Annotated in this window: 13 protein-coding genes and 2 pseudogenes; 13 read left to right on the top strand and 2 right to left on the bottom strand. The window is 72.6% G+C overall.

From position 1 onward, the window contains the following. The first annotated feature begins 11 nt into the window (after positions 1-11). The 5 genes from AB0M59_RS02395 (at position 12) to AB0M59_RS02375 (ending at position 7,207) form a co-directional block, all read left to right on the top strand. Entirely contained in the window at positions 12-3,071 is a 3,060-nt protein-coding gene (locus tag AB0M59_RS02395) for an FAD-binding and (Fe-S)-binding domain-containing protein (protein WP_364607240.1), read from the top strand. Then, a complete protein-coding gene (locus AB0M59_RS02390) occupies positions 3,068-3,415 on the top strand; it encodes a hypothetical protein (protein WP_364607237.1) in 348 nt (115 codons plus the stop codon). The genes AB0M59_RS02395 and AB0M59_RS02390 overlap by 4 nt, the downstream gene beginning before the upstream one ends. Before the next feature lie 73 nt (positions 3,416-3,488). Then, on the top strand, positions 3,489-4,496 hold the full coding sequence (locus AB0M59_RS02385; RefSeq protein ID WP_364607234.1) for an SDR family oxidoreductase: 1,008 nt from the start codon (positions 3,489-3,491) through the stop codon (positions 4,494-4,496). Beyond that, positions 4,493-6,214 carry a glycoside hydrolase family 15 protein gene (locus AB0M59_RS02380; RefSeq protein WP_364607231.1) on the top strand — a complete coding sequence of 574 codons (1,722 nt, stop codon included), beginning with the start codon at positions 4,493-4,495 and terminating at the stop codon, positions 6,212-6,214. The genes AB0M59_RS02385 and AB0M59_RS02380 overlap by 4 nt, the downstream gene beginning before the upstream one ends. Before the next feature lie 69 nt (positions 6,215-6,283). Continuing rightward, positions 6,284-7,207, top strand: a complete 924-nt coding sequence (locus AB0M59_RS02375; RefSeq protein ID WP_364607228.1) for an anti-sigma factor RsbA family regulatory protein — start codon at positions 6,284-6,286, stop codon at positions 7,205-7,207. A gap of 274 nt (positions 7,208-7,481) precedes the next feature. Here the strand turns inward: AB0M59_RS02375 and AB0M59_RS02370 are convergent, their stop codons facing one another. Further along, positions 7,482-7,904 carry an STAS domain-containing protein gene (locus AB0M59_RS02370; protein ID WP_364607225.1) on the bottom strand — a complete coding sequence of 141 codons (423 nt, stop codon included), beginning with the start codon at positions 7,902-7,904 and terminating at the stop codon, positions 7,482-7,484. Positions 7,905-8,210: 306 nt separating this feature from the next. On the opposite strand from AB0M59_RS02370, the gene AB0M59_RS02365 reads away from it, so the two are divergent. From AB0M59_RS02365 to AB0M59_RS02340, 6 genes are all read left to right on the top strand, one after another. Further along, positions 8,211-9,776 carry a long-chain fatty acid--CoA ligase gene (locus tag AB0M59_RS02365; RefSeq protein ID WP_364607222.1) on the top strand — a complete coding sequence of 522 codons (1,566 nt, stop codon included), beginning with the start codon at positions 8,211-8,213 and terminating at the stop codon, positions 9,774-9,776. Further along, a complete protein-coding gene (locus tag AB0M59_RS02360) occupies positions 9,773-10,549 on the top strand; it encodes a crotonase/enoyl-CoA hydratase family protein (protein WP_364607220.1) in 777 nt (258 codons plus the stop codon). Before AB0M59_RS02365 ends, AB0M59_RS02360 begins: the two co-directional genes overlap by 4 nt. Beyond that, positions 10,546-12,525, top strand: a complete 1,980-nt coding sequence (locus AB0M59_RS02355) for an acetoacetate--CoA ligase (protein ID WP_364607217.1) — start codon at positions 10,546-10,548, stop codon at positions 12,523-12,525. The genes AB0M59_RS02360 and AB0M59_RS02355 overlap by 4 nt, the downstream gene beginning before the upstream one ends. Then, positions 12,522-13,433 (top strand): 3-hydroxyacyl-CoA dehydrogenase NAD-binding domain-containing protein, encoded by a 912-nt coding sequence (locus AB0M59_RS02350; RefSeq protein ID WP_364607214.1) that lies wholly within the window; start codon positions 12,522-12,524, stop codon positions 13,431-13,433. Before AB0M59_RS02355 ends, AB0M59_RS02350 begins: the two co-directional genes overlap by 4 nt. Before the next feature lie 13 nt (positions 13,434-13,446). Next, positions 13,447-14,313 (top strand): 4-hydroxyphenyl-beta-ketoacyl-CoA hydrolase, encoded by an 867-nt coding sequence (gene couO, locus AB0M59_RS02345; RefSeq protein ID WP_364607211.1) that lies wholly within the window; start codon positions 13,447-13,449, stop codon positions 14,311-14,313. A 65-nt stretch (positions 14,314-14,378) separates the two neighbouring features. After that, entirely contained in the window at positions 14,379-14,600 is a 222-nt protein-coding gene (locus tag AB0M59_RS02340; RefSeq protein ID WP_364607208.1) for a DUF2188 domain-containing protein, read from the top strand. Positions 14,601-14,713: 113 nt separating this feature from the next. Here the strand turns inward: AB0M59_RS02340 and AB0M59_RS02335 are convergent, their stop codons facing one another. Then, on the bottom strand, positions 14,714-15,439 hold the full coding sequence (locus tag AB0M59_RS02335) for an ATP-binding protein (protein ID WP_364607205.1): 726 nt from the start codon (positions 15,437-15,439) through the stop codon (positions 14,714-14,716). 122 nt (positions 15,440-15,561) lie between these two features. On the opposite strand from AB0M59_RS02335, the pseudogene AB0M59_RS02330 reads away from it, so the two are divergent. Both AB0M59_RS02330 and AB0M59_RS02325 read left to right on the top strand, forming a co-directional pair. Next, positions 15,562-16,368: pseudogene (locus tag AB0M59_RS02330) on the top strand (manganese catalase family protein); the annotation flags it as partial. 57 nt (positions 16,369-16,425) lie between these two features. Continuing rightward, positions 16,426-16,599, top strand: a pseudogene (locus tag AB0M59_RS02325) (DUF2188 domain-containing protein); the annotation flags it as partial. Between the last annotated feature and the right edge of the window lie 21 nt (positions 16,600-16,620).

Below are 16,620 nucleotides of genomic sequence, written 5' to 3'. Positions count from 1 at the left end.
GAGGATCCGCGATGGGAGCCGTCCAGCTTCCCGACCCCGTGGTGCGCCACGCGGACCACGAAGACCTCGACGTCGACGCGCTCGCCGCGGCCCTGCGTGAGCGGGTGGACGGCGAGGTGCGCTTCGACCGCGGGACGCGCGCGGCGTATTCGACCGACGCGTCGAACTTCCGCCAGGTCCCGATCGGCGTCGTCGTGCCGCGCACCCCGGACGAGGCCGTGGCGGCGATCGCGGTGGCCCGGGAGTTCGGCGCGCCGGTGCTCTCCCGCGGCGGCGGGACCAGCCTCGCCGGCCAGTGCACCAACACGGCCGTGGTGCTCGACTTTTCGAAGTACTGCACCGAAGTGGAGTCCGTCGACGCGGACGCCCGCACCTGCGTGGTGCAGCCCGGCATCGTGCTCGACGTGCTGAACCGGCGGCTCGCCGACACCGGCCTCCGGTTCGGGCCGGAACCGGCGACGCACATGAACTGCACGCTCGGCGGCATGATCGGCAACAACTCCTGCGGCGCCACGGCCCAGCGGACCGGCAAGGTGGTCGACAACATCGCGCGGCTGGAGGTCGTCACCTACGACGGCACCCGCTTCTGGTGCGGTGAGACGACCGACGAGGAGTACGCCGGGATCGAGCGCCACGGCGACCCGCGCGCGGCGATCTACCGGCAGCTGCGGCGGTTGCGCGACGAGTACGCCGACGAGATCCGCCGCCGGTTCCCGGACATCCCGCGGCGCGTGTCGGGCTACAACCTCGATTCCTTGCTGCCGGAGCACGACTTCGACGTCGCCGGGCTGCTCGTCGGCAGTGAGTCCACTTTGGTCACCGTGCTGCGGGCCGAGCTGGAGCTGGTGCCGGTGCTGCCCGAGCGGACGCTCGTCGTGCTGGGCTACCCCGGCATCGCGAAGGCCGCCGACGCCGTGCCCGCGATCCTCCCGCACGAGCCGGTCGCCCTGGAAGGCGTCGACCACAAGCTGATCCGCGACCAGCAGATCAAGGACATGAACCCGCAGGCGCTGGACGAGATGCCGGAAGGCCGCGCGTTCCTGATGGTCCAGTTCGCCGCGTCGACGCACGACGAAGCCGAGCGTCAGGCCCACAAGATGCTCGACGCCCTGCACGACACCGAACACGAAGCCGACGTCGAGTTCCTGGACGACCCCGCCCGCGAGAACGAGCTCTGGCAGGTCCGCGAAGCCGGGCTCGGCGCCACCGCGCACGTGCCGGGCAAAGCCGACACGTTCGAAGGCTGGGAGGACTCCGCGGTCGCGCCCGAGCGGCTCGGCGAGTACCTGCGGAAGCTGACCGCGCTGTACGAGGAGTTCGGCTACGCGAGCGACACCGGCCCGAGCCTCTACGGCCACTTCGGTCAGGGATGCGTGCACACGCGGATCCCGTTCGACCTCTACACCGCCGACGGCGTCGCCACCTACCGGCGGTTCATGGAGCGCGCGGCCGACCTCGTCGCGTCGATGGGCGGCTCGTTCTCCGGCGAGCACGGCGACGGGCAGTCGCGCGGCGAACTGCTGCCGAAGATGTTCGGCGACGACATCGTGACCGCGTTCGGCCGGCTCAAGGCCGTCTTCGACCCCGGCAACCGGATGAACCCCGGCAAGGTCGTCGCGCCCGCGCGGCTCGACGAACACCTGCGTCTCGGCAGCGACTGGACGCCGGCCGACCCGCAGGGCCTGCACTTCCGCTTCCCCCACGACGGCGGCTCGTTCGCCCAGGCCGCCAACCGCTGCGTCGGCGTCGGCCGGTGCCGCCAGCACACCACCAGTGGTGGCCAGGTCATGTGCCCGTCGTACCAGGTGACCGGCGAGGAGGAGCACTCGACGCGCGGGCGGGCGCGGCTGCTGTTCGAGATGCTGGACGGGCACGGCGACAGCCCCGTCGGCGACGGCTGGCGCTCCACCGAAGTCCGTGACGCGCTCGATCTCTGCCTGTCCTGCAAGGGGTGCAAGACCGACTGTCCGGCCAATGTGGACATGGCGACCTACAAGGCGGAGTTCCTCTCCCACCACTACGCGGGCCGGCCGTGGCGGCGACCGCGGTCGGACTTCACGATGGGCTGGCTGCCGGCGTTCGCGCGGGCCGTGGGCCGGCTACGGGCCGGCCGGCTCGTCAACGCCCTGACGCACGCACCCGGGCTGTCGCGACTGGCGACCCTCGCGGCCGGCGTCGAAAACCGTGAAGTTCCGTTGTTCGCCAGGGAGACGCTGCAGCAGTGGTTCGCGCGGCGCGGGACGGCCGGCAGCGGCGCCCGCGGCACGGTGCTGCTGTGGCCGGACACGTTCACCAACTCGTTCCACCCGCACGTCGGGCAGGCCGCGGTCCGGGTGATGGAAGACGCGGGGTGGCGGGTGACCATGCCGTCCGCGGCCCTGTGCTGCGGGCTCACCTGGATCTCCACCGGCCAGCTCGGCACCGCCAAGCACATCCTGGCCCGCACGGTCCGGGCGCTGGCCCCGCACCTGCACGAGGGCGGGCTCGTCGTGGGCCTGGAACCCAGCTGCACGGCGGTGTTCCGCTCCGACGCGCCCGAGCTGTTCCCGGGCGACCAGGACGTCCGGCGGCTGCGCGCGCAGACCGTCACCCTCGCCGAGCTGCTCACCGAGCACTCCCCCGGCTACCGGCCGCCACAGCTCGACGCGAAGGCGATCGCGCAGGTGCACTGCCACCAGCACGCGGTGCTGGGCTGGGACGCCGACCGGAAGCTGCTGGAGGCGGCCGGCGTCGACGCCGAGCACCTCGACTCCGGCTGTTGCGGCCTGGCCGGCAACTTCGGCTTCGAAAAGGGGCACCTCGACGTCTCCGAGGCGTGCGCCGAGCGCGTCCTGCTCCCCCGCGTCCGCGAGGCCGCGCCGGACACGGCGGTGCTGGCCGACGGCTTCAGCTGCCGGACGCAGCTGCACCAGCTCGACAGCGGCGGCAGGGAAGGCGTGCACCTGGCCGAGCTGCTGGCCGGTGGGCTCGACACCCCGGCCGAGGTGCCGCGGCGGAAGCGAGCGGCTCGGGTCGCCGCACTCGCTGCCGCCGCGGGGCTCGCCGTGGCTCTCCGGCGGGCAGTCCGATGACGCGCGGGATCGAGGCTTACCCGGCTGCGGGAGCGAAGCGGGTCGCCCGGGCCCGGCTCGTGTGGACGGGCGGAGTGCTCGTCGTGTCCCGGATCCTCCCGGTCCCCCGAAAGGTCGCTCTCGCCCTCGCCGCGCGCCACCTCGCGCAGGCCGGGGCCACCCTGCGGCGGCCGGACGGTGTCGTCGCGCGCTGGGGCTGGACCGCCGACGTCGCGCACAGCGTGAGCATGCTCGGCCTGGCCGCGGTGTCCCCCCGCTGGCGGGCGGCGGCGCTCGCGAACGCGGTCGTCGCGGCCGCCTGGGCGCGCGCGGCCCGGCCCCACCCCACCAAACGTCCTGAATGAGTCGTTCAGGACGCGGGAAGACCTGAATGACTCATTCAAGACGTTTACCCGGCAACGGAGAACGGAGGTAATCATGTCCGGCACCACCCAGGTCGTCGTCGTGACCGGCGCGAGCGGCGGGATCGGCCGCGCCGTCGCCCGGGCGTTCGGCGCCCGCGAAGCCCGCGTCGCGCTGCTGGCCCGCGGCGAAGCAGGCCTGCACGCCGCCGCCGAGGACATCACCCGCGGCGGCGGGACCGCACTCGAAATCCCCACCGACGTCGCCGACTTCGACCAGGTCGAGGCCGCCGCCGAGCGGGTCGAAAAGGAGCTCGGCCCGATCGACGTGTGGGTCAACGTCGCGTTCACGTCGGTGTTCGCGCCCTTCGACGAGATCGAACCCGACGAGTTCCGCCGCGTCACCGAGGTCAGCTACCTCGGCTACGTGCACGGGACCCTGGCCGCCCTGCGCCGGATGAAGGCCCGCGACCGCGGCACGATCGTGCAGGTCGGTTCGGCCCTCGCCTACCGCGGAATCCCGTTGCAGAGCGCGTACTGCGGCGCGAAGCACGCCATCCAGGGGTTCAACGAATCAGTGCGCTGCGAGCTCCTGCACGACGGCAGCCGCGTCCGGACGACGATGGTGCAGATGCCGGCGGTCAACACGCCGCAGTTCTCGTGGGTGCGCTCGAAGCTGCCGGACCACGCGCAGCCGGTGCCCCCGATCTACCAGCCGGAGGTCGCCGCCAAGGCCGTGCTGTACGCCGCCGACCACCCGCGCCGGCGCGAATACTGGGTCGGCGGCAGCACCGTCGGCACGCTCATCGCGAACGCCGTCGCGCCCGGGATCCTCGACCGCTACCTCGCGAAGACGGGCTTCAAGTCCCAGCAGACCGGCGAGGCGAAACCCGCCGACCAGCCGTCGAATCTGTGGGCCCCCGCCGACCGCTCGCGAGACTACGGCGCTCACGGCGAGTTCGACGCCGAGTCCACCCCGCGCAGCTTCCAGCTGTGGGCGAGCAAGCACCACAGCCTGCTGGCCGCCGGCGGGAGCGCCCTGGCGGCGACGGCGCTGGCGGTGTGGCGCCGAGCCCGGTCATGACCGGGCTCGCCCCGCACATCCTGCGGGAGTACGCGCTGCTCGCCGACGGCGAGCGCGGTGCGCTGTGCGGCCCGCGCGGCGACATCGCCTGGCTCTGCGCACCCGGGTGGTCCGACAGCGCGGTGCTGTCGTCGCTGATCGGCGGGACCGGGAGCTACCTCGTGAGCCCGGCCGAGCCGCACGTCTGGGGCGGCTTCTACGAGCCCGGCACCCTGATCTGGCGCAGTCGCTGGGTGACGACCTCGACCGCCGTCGAATGCCGGGACGCCCTGGCCTACCCCGGGGATCCGCACCGCGTCGTGCTGCTGCGCCGCGTCGAGGCCGTCGAGCGGGACGTCCGGCTGCGCGTCCGGCTGAAGCCGGCCGACGGCTTCGGCCGCCGGTCGCTGCGCGAGCTGCGGCGTGACGACGACGGCACGTGGACCGGCCGCACCGGCGACCTGCGGGTCCGGTGGTCCGGCGCCGGCGACGCGGTGGAAGGCGAGGACGGGCTGGGCTTCGAGCTGGCCGTCCCGGCCGGCGGGCGGCACGACCTCGTCCTCGAGATCAGCGATCGCCGCCTGCCGGACCCGGCCGACGCCGGACGGCTGTGGCAGGCGACCGAACACGCTTGGCACAGCGCGGTTCCCGAGCTGGAGCACACCGTGGCGCCGCGCGACGCGCGCCACGCCTACGCGGTCCTGCGCGGCCTGACCACCGCTGGGGGCGGCATGGTCGCCGCGGCGACGCTGGGCCTGCCGGAACGGTCGGAGGCCGGCCGCAACTACGACTACCGGTACGTGTGGCTGCGCGACCAGTGCTACGCCGGGCTCGCGGCGTCCGTCGTCGAGCCCCACGCCCTGCTCGACGACGCGCTGCGGTTCAGCACCGCCCGCGTCCTCGACCACGGCGACCGGCTCCTGCCCGCCTACCGCACCGACGGCAGCCCGCCGCCGGACGAAACGACGTTGAAGCTGCCCGGCTACCCCGGCGGCGCGGACGTCGTCGGCAACCACGTCGCCCACCAATTCCAGCTGGACGCGCTGGGCGAGCTGCTGCAGCTGCACGCGGCCGCCGCCCGCCACGGCCGGCTGGACGGCGACGTCGAGCGGGCGTCCGAGGTCGTCGTCCGGCTGATCACCGAACGCTGGGATCAGCCGGAAGCGGGGGTCTGGGAGCTGGACGACGCGTGGTGGACCCATTCGCGGCTCGCGTGCGTCGCCGGCCTGCACGCGCTGGCCCGCGAAGTGCCGGCGCACCGCGGGGCGGAGCTGGCCGGCCTCGCGGACAAGCTGCTCGCGGAGACGACGTCCCGCTGCCTCGACGCGCGAGGCTTCTGGAAGCGCAGCCCGGACCACGCCGGGACCGACGCAGCGCTGCTGCTGCCCCCGGTGCGCGGCGCCCTGCCCGCCGACGACCCGCGCACCCGCGCGACGCTCGCGGCGGTCCGCGAGAACCTCACCGAGGACGGTTACGTCTACCGCTTCGCCCCGGACGGACGGCCCCTCGGCGAGGCCGAAGGCGCGTTCCTGCTGTGCGGGTTCACGATGGCGCTCGCGTGCCGGCACCAGGGCGAGCGGACCGAGGCGTTCCGCTGGTTCGAACGCAACCGGGCGGCGTGCGGACCGCCGGGGTTGCTCGCCGAGGAGTACGACGTGCGGCAACGGCAGCTGCGGGGGAACCTCCCCCAGGCGTTCGTCCACGCCATGCTGCTCGAAGCGGCCCAGCGGCTCGCCTGACGGGGTTCCGCCGAACCGGTGACGCGGTTCGCGCATACTGGAGGGGTCCTCGGCCATGGAGGAGACAACTTGAGCGCGCCTGCGGATCCCTTCGTGCACCCCGCCCTGTTCTACCGCGACGACGCCGAATACCTGGCCGGAACCGTGCCATTCGTGTGGAGCGGGCTCGCTGCCGGCGAGCCGGTCGCCGTCGCCGTGCCGGGCCGGAACCTCGAGCTGCTGCGCCGGGAGCTCGGCGCGGACGCCGAAAACGTCCGCCTGCTGGACATGACCGACGCGGGCCGCAACCCCGGCCGGATCATCCCCCGCGTGCTGCGGGCCTTCGCCGACGCCCACCCGGACGGTCCGGTGCGGATCATCGGCGAACCGATCTGGGCGGAGCGCTCGGACGTCGAGTACCCGGCGTGCGTGCAGCACGAAGCGCTCATCAACCTGGCCTTCACCGGCCGGGACCTGACGATCCTCTGCCCGTACGACGTCTCGCGCCTCGACCCGGCCGCGCTCGCCGACGCCGAAGCCACGCACCCGGTCCTGATCGACAGCGCGGGCCGGCGCCCCAGTACCGCGTACGCACCCGACGACGTCATCTCGCGGTACAACCGGCCGCTTCCACCGGCACCCGATGGCGTGATCGCACTGCCGGACACGACGGACCTCGTGCAGGCCCGCGCGCTGGCCCACGTCCAGGCGGCCGCCGCCGGGCTGAGCGCCGACCAGGTGGCCGACGTCCAGGTGGTCGTCACGGAGCTGCTGACCAACTGCGTCGAGCACGGCGGCGGGACGGGCACGGTCCGGCTGTGGAGCGCGGCCGGCGAGTTCGTCTGCGAGGTCCACGACGGCGGCACCCTGGCCGATCCCCTGGCGGGCCGCCGGCCGGCGACGCCGGAGCAGCACCGGGGCCGCGGGCTGCTGATGGTCAACTACCTGGCCGACCTGGTCCGCCTGCACACCGGCGACCACGGCACGACGTTCCGCGCGTACTTCCGCGCCTGAGCCGGCTCAGGGCAGGCCAGCGGCTCGGCCGACGGCAAAGGTCTTGAATGAGTCATTCAGGACCTCCGAAGACCTGAATGAGTCATTCAAGACACCGAAGTCGGCTCAGGGCAGGCCGGCGGGCCGTTCCCGGGCAGCCTCACTGGCCGCCGCACGATCTGCCCGCGCCGACCACGTCTGGGTGGTCGGCGAGTCGGGCCTCGCGGCGGCTGCACCGGGTGCGGGCCGGGATCCCGAAGAACGACGTCCTGTTCCGCGGGTACCGGACGGCCCGCTAGTTCGGGATCTCGGTCGCCCGTTCCCAGCCCGACGGCAGCTGGCACACGTTCAGCGCGTGGTCGAGGCCGCTCCCGGCCAGCGCCCGGCGCACGACGCGGTTGTTGCCGGTGACGATCCGCAGCGTGGTGCTCTCGCGGACCGTCCGGACGTGGATGTCGGCGAGCACCGACAGCCCGGCCGAGTCCAGGAAGTCGACCTCGGACAGGTCGAGCACCAGGACCGGGAACTTCCGGTGCGCCCACGTGGCCAGGACCGAGGCGAGCTCGGCGGCGCTGTCCTCCTCGAGCGCGCCGCGGATCCGGACCATGACCGCGCCGAAGTACGGCCGGATCACCTTGATGTCGAACGCGCTTCGTTCGATGAGGGGGGACGGCGACGCCATGGGGATCGCCGTCGCGGGGTGCTGCACGACTAACATCTTGTGTACGCCTTCAGTCGCGGATGGCGTGCCGAGCGGTGTCCACTGCCCGCTCGAACGCCGGCAAGTCGGGAGAGGGGGCGGCTGCTCCTGAACCGCACCTACGCAGCCTAGTACTTGATCCAAACGGCGCAACCCCGCCAACGGCCGAAATGCCACTCGCCCGGTGTCCGCCGAAAGCGCGTCTTCCCGGCGTCCGTACCAAAACCCGGCACTCGGGGCCTGCGCCCTTGACAGCCCGTGCGGGTGACGGTCAGACTCGATGGAGTCTCAGGGTTCCTGATATAGAGCACGGAGGTGCCCGGCGTGACCCGATCGCCGCACGGCCCGGCCGACTTCGGCCTCGGCAGCTGGCCCGCGCGCCGGGCCCGGATCTCCCCCGGCCGCACCGCGCTGGTGCAGCCCGGCCGCACGCGCACCTACGCGGGGCTCGCCGAGCGCGTCGAACGGCTGGCCGGCGCGCTCGCCCGGCTCGGCGTGCGCCCGGGCGACCGCGTGGCCTACCTCGGCGTCAACGACGTCACCGTCTTCGAGACGCTCTTCGCCACCGCCCGCCTGGGCGCGCTCTTCGTGCCGCTCAACTACCGCCTCTCCCCCGCCGAGATCCGCTACATGCTCGAGGACAGCGGCGCGTCGGTGCTGGTGCACAGCCCGGACACCGACGAGCTGCTGGCCTGGCCGCTGCCGGCGACCCTCCGGCACGTCGTCGCGACCGACCCCGCGTCCTGCCCGGCGGGCGGGCTCGGCTTCGAGGCCGAAATCGCCGCCGCCGCCGACCCATCACCCACCGCGGTCCGGCTCGAAGACCCGTGTCTGCTGCTCTACACCTCCGGCACCACCGGCCGGCCGAAGGCGGCGGTCCTCACCCACGGGAACCTCACGTTCAACACCGTCAACCAGCTCGCCCACCTCGACGTCCTGGGCACCGACAAGGCGCTGTGCATCGCGCCGCTGTTCCACTGCGTCGGGCTGGGCCAGATCACGCTGCCGACGCTGTTCAAGGGCGGCAGCGTGGAGCCGGTGGCGAAGTTCGACCCGGGCGCGATCCTCGGCCGGATCGGCGAGGCCGGGATCACGAGCTTCTCCGCGGTCCCCACCATGCTGGAAATGCTGTGCCGCCACGAGGACTGGGACCGCACGGACCTCGGCTCGCTGACCTGCGTGCTCTACGGCGGCTCGCCGGTCGCCGAACGCGTCGCCCGCGCGTGGCTCGACCGCGGCGTGAAACTCCTTCAGGGTTACGGCATGACCGAAGCCTCGCCGGGGGTCTCGATGGCCACCCACGAGGGCACGCTCGACCACCCCGTCGCCGCGGGCGTGCCCCACTTCTTCACCGACGTCGCCGGCCTCGGCCCCGATCAGACGCCCGAGCCGCTCGGCGAGACGCCCGCCGAGCTGCTGGTGCGCGGCCCGCACGTGTTCGGCGGCTACTGGAACCGGCCCGGGGAATCGGCGGCGAGCTTCGTCGACGGCGACTGGTTCCGCACCGGCGACGTCGTCCGCGTCGACGACGACGGCTGGGCGCACGTCGTCGACCGCGTCAAGGACATGATCATTTCCGGCGGCGAGAACGTCTACCCCGCCGAGATCGAGGCGGTCGCGGTCCGGCTCGACGAGGTCGACGCGTGCGCCGTCGTGGGAGTGCCCGACGAGCGCTGGGGCGAGGTCGGCGCCGCCTTCGTCGTCCGCCGCGCCGGCGCCCGGCTCGACGAAGCCGCCTTCCGCGCCCACCTCGGACAGCACCTCGCCCGCTTCAAGGTGCCCAAGTACGTGCAGTTCACCGAAGCCCTGCCGGTCAACGCCACCGGCAAGATCCGCCGCGTCGAGCTCCGCGCGCGAGCCGCCGCATCCTTCCCGAACGGACCCGCATGACGATCCCGCTCCTGCCCTCTTCACTGCGCCTGGAACTGCTCGACGACGTCGCCGTGCTGCGGCTGGCGCGCCCCGAGAAGCGCAACGCCCTCGACGACGCCACCGTGCTCGGCATCGAAACGTTCTTCGGCGCCCCGCCGCGCGGGATCAAGGCCGTCGTGCTCGACGCCGTGGGCGAGCACTTCTCCGCCGGGCTCGACCTTTCCGAGCTCACCGAGCGTGACGCGTTCGAAGGCCTGGAGCACTCGATGATGTGGCACCGCGCCTTCGAGCGGCTCGAACGCGGGCGCGTCCCGGTCGTCGCCGTGCTCCGCGGCGCGGTCGTCGGCGGCGGCCTGGAGCTCGCGGCGGCCGCGCACATCCGCGTCGCCGAGCCCTCGGCGTTCTACGCGCTGCCGGAGGGCCAGCGCGGCCTGTTCGTCGGCGGCGGCGCTTCGGTGCGGGTGCCGCGGCTGATCGGCGCGAGCCGGATGGCCGACATGATGCTCACCGGTCGTGTCCTCGACGCCGACGAGGGCCACGCGGCCGGGCTGTCGCACTACCGCGTCGAAAACGGTCTCGAGCACGCGCTCGGCCTGGCCCGCAAGATCGCCGCGAACTCCCCGATCACGAACTTCGCCGTCCTGCAGGCCCTTCCCCGCATCGCCGAGGCCAACCCGGCCGAGGGCTACCTGATGGAGTCGCTGATGGCCGCCGTCGCGAGCGGCAGCGCCGAGGCCAAGGAACGGATGCAGGCGTTCCTGGACAAGCGCGCTGGGAAGGTCGGCCGATGATCCTGCGCCCGGTCGCGCCCGACGTCCGCGAAACCACCGAGATCGGCCGGTACCTCGGGTGGCTGGCCTCCCGCGGCCACGCGTTCGACGACTACGCCGCGCTGCACCGCTGGTCGGTGACCGACCTCGACGGCTTCTGGTCGTCGATCAAGGACTTCTTCGGCGTCCGCTTCCACTCCCCCGCCCGCAGTGTCGTGCCGGACCCGCGGATGCCCGGCACCGAGTGGTTCCCCGGCGCGACCCTCAACTACGCCGAGCACGCCCTCGGCGGCCCGGCGGACGACGTCGCCGTCATCGCGTACTCCCAGACCCGCGAACGCACCGAGCTGACGTGGGGCGAGCTGCGCGACCAGGTCGCGAGGGCCCGCGCGGGCCTGGCCCGGCTCGGCGTCGGACGCGGCGACCGCGTCGTGGCGTACCTGCCGAACATCCCCGAAACCGTCGTCGCCTACCTGGCGACCGCGAGCCTCGGCGCGGTCTGGGCGTCCTGCGCGCCCGAGTTCGGCGCCCGCTCGGTGGTCGACCGCTTCGGCCAGATCGAGCCCCGGGTGCTGCTGACCGTGGCCGGCTACCGCTACGGCGCCAAGGACGTCGACCGCCGCGCCGAAGTCGCCGAGATCCGCGCCGGCCTGCCGACCGTCGAGCACGTCGTCCACGTGCCCTACGGCGACCACGACCTCCCCGACGCGCTCCCCTGGAGCGACCTGCTCACCGAGAGCAGTGACATCCGGGCCTCCGGCCCGAGCCGGGGGCTCCGCCACCCGGAACCCCCGAAGGCGTGCGTGCCCGGGTTCGAGCCGGTCGGCTTCGCGCACCCGCTGTGCGTGCTGTTCTCCTCCGGCACCACCGGCAAGCCGAAGGCGATCGTGCACGGCCACGGCGGGATCCTGCTGGAACACCTGAAGAACCACGGCCTCAGCTGGGACCTGCGCCCCGGCGACCGGATCCTGTGGTTCTCCACCACCGCCTGGATGATGTGGAACGCGCTGGTCTCGGGCCTGCTCACCGGCGCGTCGATCGTGCTGGTCGACGGCAACCCGCTGCACCCGGACCTGGCGTGGCAGTGGCGCCTGGCCGCCGAGACCCGCGCGACGCTGATGGGGGCGAGCCCGGGCTTCCTGATGGCGTGCCGGAAGGCGGGCCTCGACCCGGCGTCCGAGTTCGACCTCAGCGCGCTGCGGCAGATCGGTGCCGCAGGGAGTCCGTTGCCGGCCGAGGGCTACCACTGGGTGCGGGACGTCTTCGGCCCCGAGGTGCTGCTCAACGTCGGCAGCGGCGGCACCGACGTCTGCAGCGGGATCGTCCAGGGCGGTCCACTGCAGCCCGTGCTCGCCGGCGAGATCTCCGGGCCGTGCCTCGGGGTCGACGCGAAGGCGTTCGACGAGCACGGCGCCGAAGTCGTCGGCGAGCTGGGCGAGCTGGTCATCACCGCGCCGATGCCGTCGATGCCGGTCGGATTCTGGGGCGACGACACGGGTTCGCGCTACCGCGACACGTACTTCGACACCTATCCGGGCGTCTGGCGGCACGGCGACTGGATCCGGTTCGGCCCCGAAGGGAGCTGCGTCATCGCCGGGCGCTCCGACGCCACCCTCAACCGCGGCGGCGTCCGGCTCGGCACCGCCGAGTTCTACGCCGTCGTCGAGGAGCTGCCGGAGGTCGACGACTCGCTCGTCGTGCACCTCGAGGACCCCGCCGGCGGCAACGGCGACCTCCGCCTCTACGTCGTGCTCCGGGACGGCACCTTGGACGCACCGCTGCGCCAGAAGATCGCGACGGCGTTGAAGAGCGCGCTGTCGCCGCGGCACGTGCCGGACACGATCACCGCCGTCCCGGTGATCCCCCGCAACCGCACCGGGAAGAAACTGGAGCTGCCCGTGAAGAAACTCCTGAGCGGCGCCCGCGTCGAAGACGTCGTCGGCCGGGACGTGCTGGCCGATCCCACGGCCCTGGACCACTTCGGGACGCTCGCATGAGCACCGTCGCGGTCGTCGGCACCGGCGTGATCGGCGCGAGCTGGGCGGGGCTGTTCCTCGCCCACGGCCTCGACGTCGTCGCGACCGATCCGGCACCCGGCGCCGAGGAGCGGCTCCGCACCGACGTCGCCGCCATCCTGCCGCCGGACGGCGCGGCGATCGATCGGCTGCGGTTCGTCGCCGACGCCGGCGAAGCGGCCGCCGTCGCGGATTTCGTCCAGGAGAACGGTCCTGAGCGCGAGGACGTCAAGCACGCGCTGTTCGCCGTCCTCGACGAGGCCGCGCGGCCCGACGTGATCCTGGCGAGCAGCTCGTCCGGGCTGCTGCCCAGCGCCATCGCCCGTGGCTGCCCGCGCCATCCCGAGCGGGTCGTCATCGGGCACCCGTTCAACCCGCCGCACCTGATCCCCCTCGTCGAGGTCGTGCCCGGCCGCGACACCGCGCCCGAGGTCGTCGACCGGGCCGTGGAGTTCTACACCTCGGTCGGGAAGCGACCGATCCGGTTGTCGCGCGAGCTGCCCGGACACGTCGCGAACCGGCTCCAGGCCGCGCTGTGGCAGGAGGCGTATTCGCTGGTCGAACGCGGTGTCGCGACGGTCGCCGACATCGACACGGCGATCGCGTGCGGGCCCGGCCTGCGCTGGGCCGTGCTCGGGCCGTTCCTCAACCAGCACCTCTCCGGCGGCGCGGGCGGCCTCGCGCACGTCCTGGCCCACCTCGGCCCGCCCACCGAAGAGTGGTGGCGCGACCTCGGCCGCGTCCACCTGACCCCGGAGCTGGCCGACAAGCTCGTCGCCGGCGTCGACGCCGAACTGGCCGGCACCGACGACCGTGCTCTCGTCGCCGCCCGCGACGCCGTCCTCGACACCCTGCTGGCCGCCAAGGCCGCGCAGCCCGACCTGCCCTGAACCTGGAGCTCCCGTGGACCTTTCCGCACTGACCGCCATCGACGTCCACACCCACGTCGAACAGGACGGGCACGGCTGCTTCGCCCTCGACCAGGAGCTGCTGGACGCGTCGGCGAAGTACTTCCGCGCCGACCAGGACCGCACCCCGACGGTGGCCTCGATCGCCGAGCACTACCGGGCGCGGAACATGGCCGCGGTCGTCTTCACGGTCGAGGCGCCGGCCGCCACCGGGCACCCCGCGCTCTCGAGCGAGGAGATCGCCGACGCGGCCGCCGAGCACGCCGACGTGCTCATCCCGTTCGGCTCGGTGGACCCGCACGCCGGGAAGGCCGCCGTGCACCGCGCGCGCCGGCTGGTCGGCGACCACGGGGTGCGCGGTTTCAAGTTCCACCCCAGCCTGCAGGCGTTCGAGCCGAACGACGTCCGGTTCTACCCGCTCTACGAGGCCATCCAGGAGCTGGGTGTCCCGGCGCTGTTCCACACCGGGCAGACGGGCATCGGCGCCGGGCTGCCGGGCGGGCACGGCATCAAGCTGCGCTACTCGAACCCGATGCTGCTCGACGACGTCGCCGCCGACTTCCCGGGGCTGACGATCATCCTGGCGCACCCGTCGGTGCCGTGGCAGGACGAGGCGATCTCGGTCGCGACGCACAAGGCGAACGTGTACATCGACCTGTCCGGCTGGTCGCCGAAGTACTTCCCGCCGCAGCTGGTCCGCGCGGCGAACTCGCTGCTCAAGCGCAAGGTGCTGTTCGGCTCGGACTTCCCGGTGATCACCCCGGACCGCTGGCTCGCCGACTTCGCCGCCCTCGACATCAAGGAGGAAGTGCGGCCGCTGATCCTCAAGGACAACGCCGTCCGGGTGCTCGGCCTGACCTGAACGTTTGTCCGGTCCGTCCCCGGGCACCCGCTGGGTTCTGACGCTGGCGGACGGAGGCGGTCGTCGTGGCCGAGGGTGACGTGCACACCTACTTCGAAGACGGGCTTTGGAAGAACCGCGTCGAAGGCGGCAGCCGGGCTTCCAACACGTCTCCGCGGCGCACCGACGCCGTGCTGACCGGTCGGCTGATCGCGAAGAAGCGGCACGTCGCCCACGTCGTCCACACCCCGGAGGGCGACGTCGAGACCGAGCGCGACTTCCGGCCGCGGGTCAAACGTCCACAGTAGACGAAGACCCGCCCCGCTCGGCGAAGGCTGGGGGTGTACCTGCGAGCGGGGCGGGAGTCTGTACCCGTTACAACGCAGGGGATAGCGCGGTGTTCCCCGACGTGACGCGGACCTCAGCGCCGGGCCAGTACGGCCCACACGGTCTTGCCGCCGGAGCGGCACCGGCTGCTCCCCCAGGTCTTCGCGACCTTGGCGACCATCCGCAGCCCGAGCCCCGTCTCGGTCAGATCCAGCCCTTCGCGGACGACGGCGGGGCGCGGGCTCTCGTCGGTCACCTCGACGGCCAAGCGTCCGCGGCGCAGCTCCATCCGCAAGCGGGGCACCGAATCCGTGTGCCGCAGGACGTTCTCGACGAGCTCGTTCGCGACCAGCTCGGCGTCCTCGGCCAGCTCGGGCACCCGCCATTCGGCACAAGTGTCCCTGACGAATTCGCGGGCGCACGACGAGGTGCGCGAAGACCGGACCAGCACGCGCCCGGCCTTCTTCCGGGCCGGGCGCCGCAGCGCGGCTTCGGCCGTGGCGGCGTCGGCGTACACGGGCACGCTCCGGCCGGCCAGCACCGCCCGCTGCTCGGGTCGTCCGGTCACGAGCGCGAAGGGGACGGCGGGCCAGTCGCCGACCAGCAGGGCGACCAGCGAGAACACCCGGACCAGCTCGGGGTCGCGGAGGGCGAGGCGCTCGACGTCGACGAGCACGCCGTTCTCGGATTCGGCGGCGAATTCGAGCAGGCTGTCGCGCAGCCGTGGATAGGTCGTCCCGTCGAGGACGCCGACGACGGATGCCGCGGTGCTCGAGCTGTGCGGGGGAACCAACCAGACGGAATTGTGCCGGGCGAGCACCGCGACCACCTCCTGGTGAGTGCTTCCGCATCGGATATCCGGTTCGCGAACACTCAAACGACGGATTTTCCGATTGCCGGGGCCGATCGGGGGAACCCGGGCGGACCGGAAGGGAGACGACCTTGTTCCGTCACACGAAGCTGCTGCAGTTCGAAGCCAAGCCCGAAAAGCCCGATCCCGTCTACGCCCACAAGCTCCAGGAGCTCATCGGCGGCGCTTACGGCGAGATGACCGTGACGATGCAGTACCTGTTCCAAGGCTGGAACTGCCGGGTCGAAGGCAAGTACAAGGACCTCATCATGGACACCGCGACCGAGGAGATCGGGCACGTCGAAATGCTCGCCACCATGGTCGCGCGGCTGTTGGAAGGCGCCCCGGCGACCGCCACCGCCGAAGCGGTCAAGGACCCGGTGATGGCCGCGGTCATCGGCGGGATGGACCCGCAGCAGGCCATCGTCGCCGGCGGCGGCGCCCTGCCCGCCGACAGCAACGGCTACCCCTGGAACGGCAAGTTCATCGTCGCCTCCGGCAACCTGCTGGCCGACTTCCGCGCGAACGTCGCGGCCGAAGCGCAGGGCCGCCTGCAGACCGCCCGGCTCTACAACATGACCGACGACCCCGGCGTCAAGGCAATGCTGAAGTTCAACCTCGCCCGCGACACCGTCCACCAGAAGCAGTGGCTCGCCGCCATCGAAGAGCTGAAGGCCGACGGCCTCGAGGAAGACATCGCGCCCAACGCCCTGTTCGACGAGGAAGACCAGACGCACAACAAGACCATCTGGCACCTCTCCGACGGCCCCGACGGCGCCAAGGGCAGCAGCTGGACCACCGACGCGGGCATCGACTACCTCATGGACCCGGAACCGCTCGGCGGGCCGGGCACCGCGCCGAAGCCCGACCCGGCGCTCTACGGCACGTACGCCCCTTCCGAGGCGCCCGGGCTCGAACCGGCCGACGGCGATGTCGAGACGTTCCACGACGGTTCGACGTGGAAGAACAAGGTCGTCGGCAACGCGCGGGCGTCCGGCAGCGCCGAAACGAAGTCCGACGCGGTCGCGGCGGGCCGGAAACTGGCCATCAAGCGCGGGACGGCCCATTTCATCCACACGAAGGACGGGCGGGTCGGCGAGCGGCGGACCTATCCGCGGGCGCATTCCTGACGAAACCGGTGTCGCGAATGA

Source organism: Amycolatopsis sp. NPDC051371 (genome assembly GCF_040682155.1).
GTDB lineage: Bacteria > Actinomycetota > Actinomycetes > Mycobacteriales > Pseudonocardiaceae > Amycolatopsis.
This window is presented reverse-complemented; position numbering and strand designations above follow the sequence as displayed.